The sequence below is a fragment of the Actinomycetota bacterium genome, from assembly GCA_014360645.1.
Classification (GTDB): domain Bacteria; phylum Actinomycetota; class Geothermincolia; order Geothermincolales; family RBG-13-55-18; genus Solincola_B.
The window spans coordinates 89,771-107,191 of the sequence record JACIXD010000015.1 but is presented as its reverse complement, the minus strand read 5'-3'; the positions used below and the strand labels follow the sequence as shown (position 1 = coordinate 107,191).

Below are 17,421 nucleotides of genomic sequence, written 5' to 3'. Positions count from 1 at the left end.
GGAAGGCCCGGGCACAGGCAGAACCGGCAGAGGAGTAGACGCGGCAGAAGGAGATGCGGGAAAAACAGTCTATGGCCGTTAACTGATAGAACTTCTTCCCCCCGAACCTCAAGTGCTTGGTGTCTATCTGGACGAGGAAGCCGGGAAAGGCTTTACCCGTCCATTTCTCCGCTCTTAAGCGCCGTATGCGTCGCTTGGCGGCCTTTGCCTTCTTGCGCGAGATCCTCTGGTTGTAGAGCCCCTTTCTCTTCAAGATCCTTCCCACAGTGGAAGAGGAGAGGGTTATCCCGTGATCCCTCGCCAGGATAACTGCTATCTTGTGCTTGCTCCAGCAGGGATGCTCCTTTCTTATGGCCACGATGAGCTCCACCTGATGCCAGGGGACGGTGGAAGCCCTTTTCCTTTTGGGCGCCCGGGAGAGGCTCTCCAAGCCCATGGGGCCCCTTTCGATATACCTCTTTACCCACTTGTACAAGGTACTCCTTGATATTCCGAATCTTCTTGCGGTGACGCTTGCGTTTCCGTACTTCTTGTAATGCCCGATCCAGGTAAGCCTTACCCTGGCCTCTTTCGATAGATCCACCATTTTGGCCATTCTCTCAAGTCTTCGCCTGCCCGGAAGCCTGGTGTGGTAGATACTTGTAGTGGTTCCAAGTGAACCCTTCATTTGGACACCTCCTTGCTCTGCTTTTTTTACTACAAAGCAAGTATAGGGGGTGTCCACCATGTTTCTGAACCTAGGCAGACCAGACATGGGGTCAGCCCCGGACATGGGACATCTCCCCCGCCCCCCGCACGCCGGGAGAGGCGAAATAGCCGCGACGGCAAGACATGAAAACCGTTCCTTGTCCCTCGCGCGGAGAGAGGCGGAAAAAATGCGGCCGGGGCAGGGCGACGAATGGCCGGGGCAGGGCGGAAAAAGAGCGGGGGAGGGTTGACAGGGGCGCAAAACCGTCGTAGCATAAGGTTACTTACTGAACGTTAAGTAAACACGGTGGCAGAGGGTTGTACGTCCGCCGCCGGTCCGGGACACGGAGGAATGCCTGCCGCAGCCACGCGCATACCTTGCTCCGCTGGAAGCACGGTGAGACTTGAGTCGTATCTTGCATTGAGCCCGAAGGAGGAAGGGACCATGGCCGAGAACCTGTTCTTCACCGCCGAACACGAGATGCTGCGCCAGAGCGTGCGCGATTTCGTGAACAAGGAGCTCGTCCCCAACGCGGACGCCTGGGAGGAGGAGAGATTCTTCCCCAACTGGGTCTTCCAGCGCCTGGGGGAGCTGGGGTACCTAGGCCTGCATTTTCCCGAGGAGTACGGCGGCGGCGGCGGCGACTATTTCACCAACGTGGTGCTCATGGAGGAGCTGGCCAAGTGCGGGTCCTTCGGGGTTAACACGGGGGTGGCGGTGCAGATCGGCATGGCCACGCCCCCCATCCTCGCCTTCGGCACCGAGGAGCAGAAGCAGAGATACCTCGTGCCCGCCATAAAGGGCGAGAAGATCGCCTGCCTGGGCATCACCGAGCCGGAGGCGGGCTCGGACGTCTCCAACGTCAAGACCTTCGCCGAGAGGATCGACGGCGGATGGAGGGTCAACGGCAACAAGATCTTCATCACCAACGGCTACCGCGCCGACTTCATGACCCTGCTTGCCCGCACCGACCGGGAGAAGAAGGGCTACAAGGGCATGAGCATCTTCCTGGTGGACGCGGATACCCCGGGATACGTGGTCTCCCGCAAGCTGGACAAGGTGGGACAGTGGTCCAGCGACACGGCGGAGATCTTCTTCGAGGACATGGTCATCCCCGAGGGCGCCCTCCTGGGGGAGGAAGGCAGGGGCTTCTACAACATCATGTGGGAGCTGCAGGGAGAGCGGCTCATCGTGGCGGTGGCGGTCATCGCCATCGCCGAGGTCACCCTGCAGCAGGCCATCGACTACGCCAGGGAACGGGTGCAGTTCGGAAAGCCTATCATCAAGAACCAGGCCATCGCCCACCGCGTGGCCGATCTAGCCACCGAGCTGGAGGCCGCCAAGTCCCTCGCCTACATCACCGCCTGGCGTTATGACAAGGGCGAGTACCCGGTGAAGGAGATCTCCATGGCCAAGCTCATCGGCACCCGCGTGGCCTTCCAGGTTACGGACGAGGCCCTCCAGATCATGGGGGGATACGGATACATGATGGAATATCCGGCGCAGAAGGCATGGCGGGACATGCGCATCGCGCGCATCGGCGGCGGCACCGACGAGATCATGCGGGAGATCATCGCCACCACCATGGGCCTGTACTGAGGAAAGCGGAGGCATCATATGAACAGATCGCGATGGGACGAGATCCTGGCGGTGTCGGCCCGCCTCTTCCGCGAGAAAGGCTACCGGGCCACCACCATGGACGACATCGCCTACGAGCTCAACGTGACCAAGCCCGCCCTCTATTACTACATCAAGACCAAGCACGACCTCCTCTACGCCATCTGCGAGTCCGCGGTGGAACAGCTCATCGAGGGTGCCAAGCAGATCATGGCCGAGGACGCGGGCATCGAGGAAAAGCTGAAGAAGCTGCTCACCTGGCATGTGAGCATGTTCTCCGCCAACAGCGACATGACCACCGTCTACCTGGCCGAGGAGAGCGAGCTTCCGGAGGAGAAGCGGAGGTTCATCCGTTCCCTCAGCCGCGAGTACCAGGACTATTACCGGCAGCTCCTGCAGGAGGGCATCGAGACGGGCCTCTTCCGGGAGATGGAGGTGCCCATGGTGGTGCGGGCCATCTCCGGCATGTGCAACTGGCTCTTCGACTGGTACAGCCCGGAGGGAAAGTTCAGCGCCGAGGAGATCGCCGGCATGTTCTTCGACCTCGTCATGAAGGGCTGCCTCAAGGAACGGGCGAGCCGCAAGCCGGTGCGGGCGGCGAGAAAACGCGAGCCCGCGACCGCCTAGGGCGAGGTGTCGCCGCTGACGCCGGCCTCGCGGGACACGGTAGCGGCGGGGCGCTGAGGTCCGCGAGGGCAGGAAAACGGAGAACTGACCCCGACTGGGAGAATCCGGCAGGCCCCCGGGATGATGAAAACGGCTTCTTGGGGAAAGGAAGGAGCGTGGAGATGGGAGACTGGCGCGAGGATCAGGAACTGGTGGTGATGGAGGGGCGCATCAAGGTGCCCTACCGCTGGTTCGCGGGCGAGGTGGGGACGCGTTACTTCGAGTCCCTGCGCGACGAGAGGAAGTTCCTGGGCACGAAATGCGGGGCCTGCGGCAAGGTCTATCATATACCGCGCCGCAACTGCCCGGACTGCTTCGCCGAGTGCTCGGAATGGGTGGAGCTGGGATCGGCGGGGACCCTGGAGACCTACACCGTGGTGCGGAGGCAGCACCCCCAGCTCGCTCCCCTGCCTCTGCCCTACGGCTACGGGGTGATCAGGCTCGACGGGGCCGATACGGGCTTCCTGCACCTCCTCTACGAGTTCGAGGAAGGCGGACTGGCGACGGGCATGCGCGTGGAGGCGGTGTTCGCGGACGAGAGGGAGGGCAGGATCCTCGACGTGAGGTATTTCCGTCCCACGAAGGGGGTGAGCTGAATGGAACCCGTGGCCATCGTGGGCGTGGGGATGACGGAGATGCGCCGCGAGCGGAAGGCGGACGGATACGCCGACCTGGTTTACGAGGCGACGCGCAAAGCCCTGGACGACGCGGGCATGGAGATAGCCGAGGTGGACAACGTCATCACGGTGTCCAACGATTTCTTCGACGGGCGCACCATCTCCTCCATGGCCGTCCAGGATGCCTGCGGCTCCTTCGACAAGAACGTCTCCACCGTGGAGGGGGACGGCACCTTCGGGGCCGCCTACGGGCTCATGCGCATCCTCTCCGGCAGCTTCGGGACCACCCTGGTCTGCGTACACCACAAGGGCTCGGAGAGCCAGATGCCGCTGATCACCAACGCCATGTTCGACCCCTTATACGAGCGCTTCCTGGGCATCGAGGCGGTGAGCTCGTCGGCCCTGCAAGCCCGGGCTTATATGGAAAAATATGGCATTACCGAGGAGCAGTGCGCGTTGGTCTCGGTGAAGAACCACCGCAACGCCTTCGCCAACCCCGTGGCCCAGCTCCCCCTGGAGCTGACGGTGGAGCAGGTTTTGGCCTCGCCCTATATCGCCGACCCCATCAAGCTGCTGGACTGCTGCCCCGTCTCCGACGGTGCTTCCGCCGTCATCCTCGCCTCGGAGGAGAGGGCGAAGAAGCTCGCCGCGAAGCCTGTATGGGTCAAAGGGGTGGCCTACTGCAGCGACGCCTACCACCTGGGAGACCGCGACCTCTCCGACGTGCGCGCCCTGGAGGAGGCGGCGAGGAAGGCCTACGCCATGGCGGGCATCGGCGATCCCGCCCGGGAGGTGGACCTGGTGGAGCTCTACGATGCCTTCACCTACATGGAGCTCATGTGGCTGGAGGGACTGGGGTTCTGCGCGCGGGGCGAGGGCGGGAAGCTCACCGCCTCCGGGGACACCGCGCCCGGCGGTCGCCTGCCGGTGAACGTCTCCGGCGGGTGCCTCTCCGGCAACCCGGTGCTGGTGGCGGGCCTCAACCGCGTCATCGAGTGCGTGCTGCAGGTCCGCGGCGACGCCGGCGAGCGCCAGGTGGACGGGGTGAGGACCGCGGTGGCCCACGGCATCAACGGCCCCTGCGGGCAGTCGCACTGCGTTTGGGTCCTGGGGGGTGAGAAGTGATGGGAAAGAGAGTGGCGGTAGTCGGAGTGGGCATGACCAAGCAGCGCTCCTCGCGCCCCGACGTCAACGGGCAGGAGCTCATCAACGAGGCGGTGCGCATGGCCCTGGACGACGCGGGCATGACCCGCAGGGACATCGACGCCGTGGTCATAGGCAACATGGACCACTTCGAGGGCATCAACTACGTGGACACCTGGTCGGTGGACGGGAGCGGAGCGCTCATGAAGCCGATCATGAAGCTCACCACCGGCGGCACCACCGGCAGCACCGTGGCCATGGCGGCGTACTACCACGTGGCCTCGGGGCTCTTCGACCGCGTGCTGGCCATCGGCTGGGAGAAGAACTCGGAATCCGACACCACTGGCGCCATCATCACCGCCTTCGACCCCTTCTGGGACCGGCCCATCTTCGCGGGCGCGGTGGCGGGCCTGGCCCTGGAGGCCACGCAGTACATGCATCTCACCGGTGCCACAGAGGAGGACGCCGCCTACGTGGCGGTGCGCGACCGCACGCATGCCCTCAACAACCCCTATGCCCACCTGCATATCAACCTCACCATCGACGACGTCTTGAAGTCGCCCTACCTCTCCTGGCCGGTGAAGATGGGCGACATGTGTCCACGCACCGACGGTGCCTGCGCGGTGGTCTTCGCCTCCGAGAACGCGGCAGAAGACTCGCCCCAGAAACCCGCCTGGGTCCTTGGCGTCGCCGACCGCCATCTCTGGGCCTATACCAGCGATCCCTACGTAAACCAGGCCATAGAGAACGGCTGGTGGTTCCCGGCCATGGAATGGTCTGCCAGGGAGCTCTACGACAAGGTGGGCATCACCGACCCCCTGGAGCAGATCGACGTGGCCGAGCTGTACCTGCCCTATTCCTTCGCCGGCCTGCGTTATATGGAAGCGCTGGGCTTCTGCGGGCGGGGTGAGGGGCCGGCCCTGGTGCGCTCCGGCGCCACCGACATGGGGGGCAAGTGCCCCGTGAACCCCTCGGGTGGCCCTTTGTGCTCCAACGCCATCGGTGCCACCGGGCTCATCCGGGTGGCGGAGTGTGCCTGGCAGATCCAGGGTCGAGCGGGAGACCGCCAGGTGCCCGAGGTGAAGGTGGCCCTGGCCACGGGGTTCGGCGGCTGCTTCTGGTCGGACATCCTGCTGTTCGGGGCGGAAAAGCCGGAGAAGGTCAGGGGGTGACGGGCATGAACGAGGAGAAGAAGCAACTCATCACCGTGGAGAGCGGCGAGGCCGAGCAGCCCTTCCGCTGGTCGGCGGGGATATACGGCTCGAAGTTCCTCACCGAGCTCAGGGACAACAAGCGGTTCGTGGGCATCAGGTGTCCCCGGTGCGGCAAGGTCTACATGCCTCCCCGCCGCGTCTGCGGGCCCTGTTTCGTGGAGCTCACCGAGCTGGTGCCGGTGTCCGACGAGGGAGGGATCATCACCTATACCGTGGTCAGCTTCGGCTTCGTGGACCCCGCCACCGGGAAACAGAAGCCGGTGCCCTACGGCTACGCGGCGATCAAGCTGGACGGCGCGGACACCTATCTCCTGCATTTCCTGGACGAGACCGACCCCGCCAAGATAAGGGTGGGGGCGCGGGTGAAGGCGGTCTTCGAGGAGGAACGAACGGGAAGCATGCTGGACATCAGGTATTTCCAGTTGCTGGAAAGGCCTTGAGGTCGCGGAGCGCCGGCGCCGGCACGGCGGGGGTGTGTTTGACCCCATGCCGGGCCGCCGCGGGACACGAGGCCGGCGGCCGGGGCGCTGGCCGGCGCGGGAAGCCGTAAGGGCCGTGATAATGGCGCATGGTACCGAGGCCTGCGGGAGGAGATGACATGGAAGAGGAGACCTTCATAGTGGAGAAGAAGGGCGGCGTGGCGCGCTGCACCATGAACGGCCCCATGATGAACGCCATGGGCACGAGCCTCCTGTATCCCATGCTGGAGAAGATGCGCGGGATCCTCGACGACGAGGAGGTGCGGGTCATCGTCATCCGGGGGGAGGGAGGCAACTTCTCCGTGGGCGCCGACCTCACCATCATGGGGGACAAGATGGACCCCGTCTTCATGCGCGACAGCATGCGCGACATGGGCAGCCTCATCTACGAGCTGCACGAGGGACCCAGGCCGGTCATCACCGAGGTGGACGGCTGGGCAGTGGGGGGAGGGTTCGGGCTGGCCATGGCCTCGGACATCACCTACGCCACCGAGCGCGCCCGCTTCTATCTCAGCTTCGTCAAGCTCTCCATCGTCCCCGATTTCGGCTCCGCCTATTTCCTGGCCCACCGCATCGGCCTGGCGCAGGCCAAGGAGCTGGCCCTCACCGGGAGGGTGGTGGAGGCGGAGGAGGCGCTCAGGCTGGGGCTGGTCAACAAGGTGGTCCCCCATGAGGAGATCTCCGGGGAGGTCATGAAGCTGGCGGAGAGGATGGCGGGACGCTCTCCCAACATCCTGGCCATGACCAAGCGCATGCTCAACACCAGCCACCAGGTGGATCTCAAGACCCTGCTGGAGCTGGAGGCGCACGTGCAGTCTCTCGCGGTGCTCGCCCCCGAGCACCGCGAGGACGTCAAGCGCTTCTTCGAGAAGAGCATGCGCAAGCAGGAGGGATAAGGAACAGGCAGCGGGTTTCCGCGGCCGCCAGGGCGCGCGGGGCCAACGAGGCGATGGGAGGGGATAACATGAACATCGGCAACATCCCCGCGAGGAACGCCGTCCAGTTCCCCGACAAGACCGCCCTGGTCTTCGAGGACAGGAGGTGGACCTGGAGGGAGCTCAACGGCCGCATCAACCGCCTGTCCAGCGCCCTCATGTCCCTCGGGCTGGGCAAGGGCGACAAGGCGGCGATCCTCACCGAGAACGTCCCGGCCATGGTGGAGCTCAACTACGCCTGCGCCAAAGCCGGCATCGTCTTCTTCCCGGTCATGTCCAGGCTCTCGCCGCCCGACATCCAGTACCTCCTCGACCTCTCCGACGCGAAGATCCTCTTCTACCACCCAGATTTCGCGGCGGCGGTGGAGGGGATGAGGCCGCAGTTGAAGAAGGTCGGGCATTACGTGCAGATAGGCGGAGAACTCCCCCGGGACACCCTCGACTACGAGGATCTCCTCCGGGGCGGGGGCGAGGACGAGCCGGGGGTGGAGGTGCTCCCCGAAGACATATATTGCTTCCTCTGCACGGGAGGGACCACCGGGGTCTCCAAGCTGGCCATGTGTTCCCACCTCAACGCCCTCTGCGCCATCTACACCACCATCAGCGCCCTGGGGATACGCCCCGACGACGTGGGCATCCAGGTCCTCCCCCTCTTCCACGTCATCCAGAACAACTGCCTGCACCCCCTGCTGGCGGCGGGAGCCACGGTGGTGCTGCAGCACCGCTTCGACCCCGTCGCCTACATGCGAGCCATCCAGGAGGAAAAGGTCACCCTGTCCATCGTGGTGCCCCCCTTCCTCTTCGGGTGGATCATGAGCGTGCCCGAGGCCATGGCCTACGACGCCTCCTCGGTGCGGGTCTTCGCAACCGCCGCGGCGACCTTCCCGGACGAGCTGAAGAAGGCGGTCCTCCAGCACATGCCCAGCGCGCGCCTCTACTACACCTACGGGCTGACGGAGTCCAGCGGAGGCAACGCCACCGTGCTCTATCCCGACAACGCCTTCCGCAAGCCGGATTCCATCGGCGTGGTCAACCCCCTGCTGGACTACCGCATCGTGAACGAGGCGGGCGAGGAGGTCCCGCCGGGGGAGATAGGCGAGCTGCTGCTCAAGGGCCCCGCGGTCATCAAGGGCTACTACAAGCGGGAGGACGAGACGGAGAAGACCTTCCGCGACGGCTGGCTGCACACCGGGGACATCGTGCGCAGGGACGAGGAAGGCTTCCTCTATTTCGTGGACCGCCTCAAGGACATGATCAAGACGGGGGGCGAGAACGTCTTCGCCAAGGAGGTGGAGGACGCCTTGCTCGGGCACCCCAAGGTGGCCGAGGCGGCGGTGTTCGGCCTGCCGGACCCGCAGTGGGGGGAGAAGATCCACGCCGCCGTGGTGCTCAAGCCGGGGGAGGAGGCGACGGAGGAAGAGATCCTCGCCTTCTGCCGCGAAGCGCTACCCGGCTTCAAGCGGCCGAAGGTGGTGTATTTCGTCCCCGTATTGCCGAGGAATCCCAGCGGGAAGGTACTCAAGCACGTGCTCAAGGAGGAGTTTCCGGCATGATGTGTCGGACCGGGCTGCGGTCGGACGAGACGGATAAGGAGGAGGACATGGCGTTCACGGAGGCGGGATGTTCAGGACGCGCATAACCGAGCTTTTCGGGATCGAGTACCCGGTGATCGGCGGGTGCATGCAGTGGATCACGGGGCCGGAGTTCACCGCCGCGGTCTGCGAGGCGGGGGCGCTGGGGATCATGTCCTCGGCCATGTTCCCCACCCAGGAGGAGTTTCGCGCCGCCTTGCGCCGCCTCAAGGGGCTCACCGACAGGCCCTTCGCCGTGAACCTCAACCTCTTCCCCGCCCTGCGCCCCATCGACAACCGGCTCTACGCCGAGGTGATCCTGGAGGAGGGAGGGGTGACGGCGGTGGAGTTCAGCGGCAACCGTCCCCCGGAGGACCTGGTGGCCATGCTCAGGGAGGGAGGCCTCAGGCTCATGCATAAGTGCGTGAGCGTGCGCCACGCCCTGAGCGCTCAGAAGGCGGGGGTGGACGCCGTCACCCTCTTCGGCTACGAGGGCGGGGGGCATATCGGGCCCGTGGCCACCCTCTCCCTGGTCCCGCGAGCGGTGGACGTCCTGGACATACCGGTCATCGCCGCGGGGGGCATCGTGGACGGACGGGGGATGCTGGCCGCCTTGAGCCTGGGGGCCGAGGGGGTGCTCATCGGCACCAGGCTCCTGCTCACGCGGGAGTGCCCCATGAGCGCGGCGGTGAAGGAGAGCCTGCTCGCGGCGGGGGAGGAGGACACCGTGCCCCTGCTGGGGTCGGTGCACAACACCATCCGCGTGCTGAGAAACCGGGCGGCGGAGAGGGCGGCGGAGCTGGAGAGGGAGGGCGCCGATTTTCAGGAAATCCTGGCCATCGTGGCCGGGTCCAACACCCGCGGCATGCTGGAGAGGGGCGAGGTGGACCTGGGCGTGCTGGCCTGCAGCCAGAGCGTGGGAGTGCTCCACGACATCGTGACGGTGAAGGAAGCGATACAGAATATGGTCGCGCAGGCAGAGGAGGCCGCGGGCAGGTTGGCCCGCCTCCTGTCGTCCTGAGAGAGAAGGGGAGGGATCACACATGAATGATTGCGATGCCGTAGTGATCGGGGCCGGCCTGGGCGGCCTGGCCTCAGCGGCCTTCCTGGCCAAGGCGGGGAAGAAGGTACTCGTCCTGGAGCGCCATTACGTTCCCGGGGGTTACGCGTCCTCCTTCGTGCGCGGGCGCTTCGAGTTCGAGATCTCCCTGCACGAGCTCTCGGGGCTGGGGGACGAGAAGAACCCCGGTCCCCTGTGGAGGCTGCTCAACGAGGTGGACGTGGCGAGGCGGGTGGAGTTCCTGCCCATCCCCGAGTTCTACCGCTGCGTGCTTCCCGACGTGGACGTGGTGGTGCCCATCGGCAAGGAGAACTTCATCGCCGCTCTCACGGAGTACTTCCCGGCAGACGCCGAGGGGATAAGGGACTTCACCGAGTTGATGTTCAAGTACGCCGAAGAGGCGCTGCGCGCCAACCGCGTGGGCATGAAGATGGTCATGGAGCACCAGGAGGAGTTCCCCAACCTCATCAGATACTTCGGCAAGAGCCTCAAGGAGGTCATGGACGAGTTCATCAAGGACGAGCGCGCCTGCACGGTGTTCAACGTCCTCTGCGGGTACTACTGCAACAATCCCTCCGCGCTCTCCTTCCTCACCTACGCCCTGGGCACCGTGAGCTACCTGCGCTTCGGCCCCTGGCACATAAAAGGCAAGAGCCAAGCCCTCTCACAGGCCTTCATGGACTCCATCGAGGACATGGGAGGCGAGGTCTGGCTGCGCAACGGCGCCCGCCGCATCCTGGTCGAGGGAGGCAGAGTCAGGGGCGTGGTGGCGCAGGACGGCACGGAGATCCTCTGTCCCGTGGTGGTGAGCAACGCCAACCCCTACGTGGCTTGCCTGGAGCTCATCGGGCGCGAGAAGGTGCCGGAATGGTATCTCAAGCGCCTGGGGGCTTGGAGCGGAGGGGCCTCCACGGTCAACCTCTACCTGGGCGTGGACTGCGACTACCGCGACCTCGGCCTCGGGCACCACGAGACCTTCTACAGCGACGGTTACGATGTGGACGGCAACTGGTTGAGGGTGAAGAGAGGGGAGACCCTCCTGCCCTCGGACATCGCGGTGACCGCTTACAACACCGTGGACCCGGAGTTCTCGCCGCCGGGGACATCCTCCCTGGTGTGCACCTACATCGCCTTCGCCGAGCCCTGGATGAGGCTGCACCCCTCCCAGTACGCTGAGGCCAAGGAACAGGCGGCGGAGAGGGTGCTGGACCTTGCGGAGAAGGTGGCCCACGGGCTGCGCGACCACATCGAGGTCATCGAGGTGGCCACCCCCCTGACCAACATCAGGTACTCGCGCAACGTGGGCGGCAGCATCATCGGTTTCGACGAGACCTTCGCCGGGACCGGGCTGGTGCGCATGCCCGCCCAAGGTCCCGTGGAGGGCCTCTATTTCTCGGGGGCATGGGTGAACATCGGGGGCGGTTACGAACCCTCGCTCTACTCCGGCTTCCTCACCTCCCGCAAGGTGCTGGAGGACATGGAGGCGGGGGGACCCAAGCCGGAGACCCTGGAAAGACTCCGCAAAGAGATGGAGAAACAGGTAGAGGGAAAGGAGCTCCCCGACAGCCCCGCAGTGCGCCTGGAGCGGGCCCTGGCCGGACTGCATCCCGACCGGGTGCAGCTCGAGGTGGCGGAGGTGATCGAGGAGACCCCCACATCAAAGACCCTGCGCATGAAGGCCGCGGAGGGGGAGCTGCCGTGGTTCCGGGCCGGCCAGTACGTGAACCTCTTCTGCCGGGTGGGCGGGGTGCTCACCTCCCGCCCCTATTCCATATCCTCGCCCCCGGGCAGGGATTACTGGGACATCACCGTGCGGCGCACCCGGGGAGGCTTCGTGTCCGAATACCTGCTGGACGAAGTGAAGCCGGGGGACCGTTTCGAGTCCACGGGGCCGTTTGGGAGCTTCTTCCATGAGCCCGCCATGGACACCGACGACCTGGTCTTTCTGGCGGGGGGTTCCGGCATAACCCCCTTCGCCTCCATCATCCGCGAGGCGGCTGAGAAGAGTTCGGACCTCAAGATGCACCTCATCTACGGCAGCAAGGACCCCGGCGACATCATCTTCGGGGAGGAGATGAAGGAGCTGGAGAAAAAGGTCCCCGGGCTCAAGGTGGACTACGTGATCTCGGAGCCGCCGCAGGGCTGGTCGGGTCTGTGCGGTCTACTGGACGCGCAGATGATCTCCTCCCTGGTGGGGGAGGTGCAGGGCAAGACCTTCTACCTCTGCGGGCCCGCCCAGATGTACGTTCTCTGCGAGGAGGCCCTTCTCTCCCTGGGCGTGCCCAGGAGGAGGATACGCCGCGAGGCTTACGGGCCGCCCCAGGACATCACCACCGAGCCAGGATGGCCGGGTGCGGACCCGGACGCGGTCTTCGAGGTGGTGGAGGAGCGCACCGGCAAGACCCTGCAGGCGCGGTGCGGCGAGCCGCTCATGAACTCCCTGGAAAGGGCGGGTATCGTGGTGGAGGCCATCTGCCGCTCCGGGGAGTGCACCGTCTGCCGCACCCGGTTGCTGGAGGGCGAGGTGTTCGTACCGGGGCGGGTGCTCAAGCGCTGGGTGGACGAGAAGGCGGGCTTCATCCACCCCTGCATGAGCTTCCCCCTCACCAACCTCCGTATAAAAGTATGACCTTCCGAAAGAATGCATCGCGAAAGCGATTGCGCCGACCGAAGGGAGGCGCAACGGTGCCTGTGCCTGGACGGAGGCGGAGCGAGCCGGAGGCGAGCGCAGGGAGGTCCAGGCCTGGCACGTGTTCATCTGCGCACGCCGCGCATCGCGAAAGCGATTGCGCCGACCGAAGGGAGGCGCAACGGTGCCTGTGCCTGGACGGAGGCGGAGCGAGCCGGAGGCGAGCGCAGGGAGGTCCAGGCCTGGCACGTGTTCATGCGAGTCAGGTGCACGGCAGGGTTTAGGGAATAAAGAAAAAGGAGGCAGGCGATGAACCCCGATGACTACATGTGGGACTACCGCGACCCCTACCAGTGGATGAGCCGGACCAGGAAGGGTCTGCCGCCGCTCATCATCTCCGTGGCCATCACGGGGGGAGTGGAGGGGAAGGAGGCCAACGAGAACCTTCCCGAGACGCCGGAGGAACAGGCGGAGCAGACCTACGAGGCCTACAAGGCGGGCGCGAGCATCGTGCACGTGCACGCTCGCAATCCCGAGGTGTGGTGGATGACCTCCAGCAACCCCGAGGACTACCTGCGCATCAACGCCATGATCCGCGACAGGTGCCCGGACATCATCATCAACAACACCACGGGGGGAGGCCCCGAGCTGACCACCGAGCAGCGCATGGCGAGCATCTACGCCAACCCCGAGCTGTGCTCGCTCAACCTGGGGCCCTTCGTGCTCAAGGTCCCCCTGCGCGAGAGGGCGGAACCCATCCCCAGCCCCCGCCCGGCCATGGTCTATGACCGCTGCATCCCCAACTCCTACGCCGACATAAGCCTTTACGCCAAGACCATGAAGGAGAAGGGCATCAAACCGGAGATGGAGCTCTACCACCCGGGCATGTACTGGGTGGTGCAGGACCTCATAGCGCAGGGGCTCATCGACCCGCCCTATGACATCCAGTTCGTCATGGGCTTCCAGACCTCTTCCTTCCCCACCCCTAAGAACCTGCTCTCTCTCATAGACGAGCTGCCCCCGCAGTCCATCTTCTTCGCCATCGGGGTGGGGCCCTTCCAACTCCCCATGACCGTGATGTCGGTGCTCCTGGGAGGGCACGTGCGTGTGGGCATGGAGGACAACCTCTACTATTCCCGCGGCAAGAAGGTGAAGAGCAACGCCGAGCTGGTGGCGAGGATGGTGCGCATAGCGCACGAGCTCAACCGCGAGGTGGCCACCCCGCAGCAGGCGCGGGAGATGCTGGGGATCTCCCAGGAGCCCAGCAGCTACTGAGGGGCGAGTCTCCCGGGCCGGGACAGCGGGCCGCCGGACGGGGAGCGCCGCCGCGGGAACCCCGCTCGCGGTTCAGGAATGGGGCAAGGCCGGAGCGCCGCGCGAAAGAGGGGTCGGGGTCCGGCGGGCGCGTGAGGCTGCCGGGATATATAGGATGGGGGAAGAGAGAGCTGACCTGTAAGGGGGGAGGTCGAAAGATGCCGGATTACGACGTCGTGGTCATCGGGGCGGGGCTCGGGGGCCTCACCGCGGGAGCGCTGCTGGCGAGGCAGGGCCGCCGGACGCTGGTGCTGGAGCAGGGCGCGAACATCGGCGGATGCTGCTCCACCTATGAGCGCGGGGGCTTCCGTTTCGACGTGGGCGCCACCATCCTGGAGATCCTGCGCCCCTTCGAGATCGCCTTCGAGAGGCTGGGGACGCGCCTGGGGGAGGAGGTGGAGCTGGAGCCCTGCGACCCGGTATATGGCATCATCTTCCAGGACGGATCGCGCCTCGCCTATCCCGCCTCCATCGAGGCCAAGGCGGAGGTGATCTCCCGCATATCTCCCGCGGACGCCGGGGCATGGCTGGAATATGCGCGCTACGTGGGAGATTTCATGCGCACTGCCGTGGAGGGGTTCTTCCTCAGCCCCATGAACGGCATGGCGGACATGGCCAGGGTGATGATGAAGGACCCCCACCTGCTCAGGTTCCTCCCCCTCTTCAACCGCTCCTTAGAGGAGGTCATGCGGGGTTATTTCAAGGACGAGCGGGTCCTGGACTCGCTCTCCTATCCCGGGAAGTTCTGCGGGCAGCCCCCCGCCCTTGCGCCGGGTATCTTCGCCTTCCTCTCCTACGCCGAGCACGAGGGGGTCTTCTTCCCCCGGGGAGGCATGATCGCCCTCCCCGAGGCCCTGCGGCGCTGCGGGGAGAGATACGGCATGGAGGTTCGCCTGAGGCAGCGGGTGGAGAAGGTGATGGTGCGTGACCGCCGCGTACAGGGAGTGACCCTGGCGGACGGGACGGAGGTGACCGCGCCGGTGGTGGTCTCCGACATCAACGCAAAAACCCTCTACCTGGAGAAGATCGGCGAGGAGCACTTGCCATGGCTGGCGAGGTACGGCATCAGGAGCTACCGGCTTTCCGCCTCCGCCCCCATGATCAACGTGGGGCTCAGCTACCGGCCGCCCCTGGAGGCCCACCACAACATCGTCACCGTCTCCATGGAGGAGTCCAACCGCTACTGGTTCGGGGATATGAAGAAGGGCATGCTGCCGAAGGAGCCGTACTGCCTGGTATGCTTTCCCACCTTTTCCGACCCCTCCATGGCTCCCGAGGGTCGCCACGTGCTCAATATCGTCCTCTCCGGACCCTATCACCTGAGGGAGCTGGACTGGGACCGGGACAAGGAGGCCTACGGGGAGAGGCAGCTCCGGATGCTCAGCGAGAGGGCCATCCCGGGGCTCGCTGACCACGTGGAGGTGATGGACGTGCTGACCCCCAGGGACTACGAGCGCTGGCTGCTCACCCCCGAGGGCGCCATCTTGGGGCTGGACATGGACCTCCCCTCCTCGGCGGTGTTCAGGCCGGCGGCCAGGTCCAGGTACATAAAGGGGCTGTACCTCGCGGGGGCATCCACCCATCCGGGGGGCGGGCTGCCGTCGGTGGTGGCCTCGGGGATCATCGCTGCCGGGCTCGTCGAACGCTGTGAGGGTTGAGGGTGGCGGTCGCGGCGAGGCGGGGAGAGGGGAGGCGGCTTACGTGCATGCCCGCCGGGACCCGGCGGCGGACGGTGAAGAAGGAGGTAGAGATGAAGAAAGGCGTCGGAAAGAGCATGGGCGTGCTGGCGGTAGCCGCGGCGGCGGCCGCTTACGCCTTCAGCCGCATGGACGAATCCAGGAGGCGGTTCATCCTGCACCTCCTGAAGCAGGTACCGTACCTGCCGGGCCGTTACTACGCCTGATTCCCGGGAAGCGCGAGGAGGTACGAAGATGCCTGATTACGACGTCATCGTCATCGGGGCCGGCGGAGGAGGCCTGTCGGCGGGGGCCATCCTGGCCCGGGAGGGACGCAGGGTGCTGGTGTTGGAGCAGAGCGACCGCGTGGGGGGCTGCTGTTCCACCTTCGAGAGGGAGGGCTATCGCTTCGACGTGGGCGCCTCCATCGTGGAGGTCATCCACTCCATCGAGGAGGCCTTCAGGCGCCTGGGCACCACCTTCCAGGAGGAGGTGGACCTCATCCCCTGCGACCCCGTGTATTCCTGCGTGCTCAGGGACGGGGCCAAGGTCACGGTACCCCTTTCCCTGGAGGGGACGGTGGAGGCGCTCTCGCGCCTCTCGGAAGAGGATGGCGGGAATTACCCGGATTTCGCGCGCTACACCGGGGGCTTCCTGGCGGAGACCCAGAAGGGTTTCTTCACCAGCGCTGTCAACTCCTTCTCGGACCTGGCGAGGATCTTCCGCGCCAGCCCCGGGCTGCTCAAATACCGGGACCTCTTTACCGGTTCTTACCAGGAGGTGCTGGGGAAGTTCTTCAAGAGCAGCAGGGTGAGGGAGACCATGTCCTTCCAGTCCTGGTACGTGGGGCTCCCGCCGGAGCTCGCCCCGGGGGTGTTCTCCATCCTCGGGTACACCGAGCACGAGGGGGTGTGGTACCCGCGCGGCGGCATGGTCGCCATCCCCCAGGCCCTAGCCCGCTGCGGCGAGAGGCACGGCATGGAGTTGCGTCTCAACGCAAGGGTGAAGCGGGTCCTGGTGCGCGACCGCCGTGTGCAGGGCGTGGCGCTGGCCGACGGCAGCGAGATCAGCGCGCTGGCGGTGGTCTCCAACGTCAACGCCAAGACCCTCTACCTGGACCTGGTGGACGAGGAGCACCTCCATCCCCTGGCGCGCTACGGCATCAAGAGCTACCGTCCCTCCATCTCCGCGGTGATGGTCTGCCTGGGGGTGGACTACGAGCCTCCGCTGGAGGCCCACCACACCATCATCACCGCTCCCTTCGAGGAGATGAACGACTACTGGTGGAACCGCCTGGAGAAAGGCCTTCTTCCCCGGGAACAGTTCGGGCTGGTATGCTGGCCGACCAGGTCGGACCCCTCGCTGGCGCCGGAGGGATGCCACGCCGTAAACGTGATCATGATGGGGCCTTACGCGCTGAGCGGCACCGATTGGGACCGCGAGAAGCCGCGATTCCTGGAGGACGCCGTGTCCTATCTCTCCCGCAGGGCGGTGCCAGGCCTGGCGGAACATGTGAAGGTGGCGGAGGTCATCACCCCCCTGGATTACGAGCGGCGCCTGCTCTCGCCCGGCGGGGCCATCTACGGCCTGCAGCAGGACCTCTGCGCTCAGATCGTCTTCCGTCCCCGCTCCAGGTCGAAGAGCGTGGAAGGGCTGTATCTGGCGGGGGCCTCGACTCACCCGGGTGGAGGCGTACCCACCACCATCGGCTCGGGCATCATCGCCGCCGACCTGGTAGCACGCCACGGATAGGCCCGGCACGTTTTCATCTGCGCCCGTCGCGCATCGCGAAAGCGATCGCGCCGAAGGTGG

15 protein-coding genes are annotated in these 17,421 nt (G+C 65.5%); 14 read left to right on the top strand and 1 reads right to left on the bottom strand.

Translation table 11 applies throughout. The features are described 5' to 3' along the window. On the bottom strand, positions 1–772 hold a 772-nt coding region (locus H5T74_12805), incomplete at its 3' end, for a transposase (GenBank protein MBC7231257.1). 360 nt (positions 773–1,132) lie between these two features. Between H5T74_12805 and H5T74_12800 the strand changes: the two genes are divergently transcribed. The 14 genes from H5T74_12800 (at position 1,133) to crtI (ending at position 17,361) form a co-directional block, all read left to right on the top strand. Continuing rightward, positions 1,133–2,287: an acyl-CoA dehydrogenase family protein gene (locus tag H5T74_12800; GenBank protein MBC7231256.1), complete on the top strand. Its 1,155-nt coding sequence runs from the start codon at positions 1,133–1,135 to the stop codon at positions 2,285–2,287. Positions 2,288–2,305: 18 nt separating this feature from the next. Continuing rightward, positions 2,306–2,932 carry a TetR/AcrR family transcriptional regulator gene (locus tag H5T74_12795; GenBank protein ID MBC7231255.1) on the top strand — a complete coding sequence of 209 codons (627 nt, stop codon included), beginning with the start codon at positions 2,306–2,308 and terminating at the stop codon, positions 2,930–2,932. Between the two features lie 161 nt (positions 2,933–3,093). Continuing rightward, positions 3,094–3,567 carry a Zn-ribbon domain-containing OB-fold protein gene (locus tag H5T74_12790; protein MBC7231254.1) on the top strand — a complete coding sequence of 158 codons (474 nt, stop codon included), beginning with the start codon at positions 3,094–3,096 and terminating at the stop codon, positions 3,565–3,567. Next, positions 3,568–4,713 (top strand): thiolase family protein, encoded by a 1,146-nt coding sequence (locus H5T74_12785; GenBank protein ID MBC7231253.1) that lies wholly within the window; start codon positions 3,568–3,570, stop codon positions 4,711–4,713. After that, a complete protein-coding gene (locus H5T74_12780) occupies positions 4,713–5,903 on the top strand; it encodes a thiolase family protein (GenBank protein MBC7231252.1) in 1,191 nt (396 codons plus the stop codon). Before H5T74_12785 ends, H5T74_12780 begins: the two co-directional genes overlap by 1 nt. Positions 5,904–5,908: 5 nt before the next feature. Continuing rightward, on the top strand, positions 5,909–6,385 hold the full coding sequence (locus H5T74_12775; protein MBC7231251.1) for a Zn-ribbon domain-containing OB-fold protein: 477 nt from the start codon (positions 5,909–5,911) through the stop codon (positions 6,383–6,385). A 158-nt stretch (positions 6,386–6,543) separates the two neighbouring features. After that, the gene (locus tag H5T74_12770; protein MBC7231250.1) at positions 6,544–7,320 is read left to right on the top strand and encodes an enoyl-CoA hydratase/isomerase family protein; all 777 of its coding nucleotides are present in this window, start codon (positions 6,544–6,546) and stop codon (positions 7,318–7,320) included. Between the two features lie 53 nt (positions 7,321–7,373). Beyond that, positions 7,374–8,912, top strand: a complete 1,539-nt coding sequence (locus tag H5T74_12765) for an AMP-binding protein (GenBank protein MBC7231249.1) — start codon at positions 7,374–7,376, stop codon at positions 8,910–8,912. 67 nt (positions 8,913–8,979) lie between these two features. Further along, positions 8,980–9,951 (top strand): nitronate monooxygenase, encoded by a 972-nt coding sequence (locus H5T74_12760; protein MBC7231248.1) that lies wholly within the window; start codon positions 8,980–8,982, stop codon positions 9,949–9,951. A gap of 22 nt (positions 9,952–9,973) precedes the next feature. After that, on the top strand, positions 9,974–12,619 hold the full coding sequence (locus tag H5T74_12755; GenBank protein MBC7231247.1) for an NAD(P)-binding protein: 2,646 nt from the start codon (positions 9,974–9,976) through the stop codon (positions 12,617–12,619). A gap of 309 nt (positions 12,620–12,928) precedes the next feature. Further along, a complete protein-coding gene (locus tag H5T74_12750; protein ID MBC7231246.1) occupies positions 12,929–13,894 on the top strand; it encodes a 3-keto-5-aminohexanoate cleavage protein in 966 nt (321 codons plus the stop codon). A gap of 197 nt (positions 13,895–14,091) precedes the next feature. Next, positions 14,092–15,591 carry an NAD(P)/FAD-dependent oxidoreductase gene (locus H5T74_12745; GenBank protein MBC7231245.1) on the top strand — a complete coding sequence of 500 codons (1,500 nt, stop codon included), beginning with the start codon at positions 14,092–14,094 and terminating at the stop codon, positions 15,589–15,591. Positions 15,592–15,683: 92 nt separating this feature from the next. Then, positions 15,684–15,836 (top strand): hypothetical protein, encoded by a 153-nt coding sequence (locus H5T74_12740; protein ID MBC7231244.1) that lies wholly within the window; start codon positions 15,684–15,686, stop codon positions 15,834–15,836. Positions 15,837–15,864: 28 nt separating this feature from the next. After that, a complete protein-coding gene (crtI, locus tag H5T74_12735; GenBank protein ID MBC7231243.1) occupies positions 15,865–17,361 on the top strand; it encodes a phytoene desaturase in 1,497 nt (498 codons plus the stop codon). The last annotated feature ends 60 nt before the right edge of the window (positions 17,362–17,421 follow it).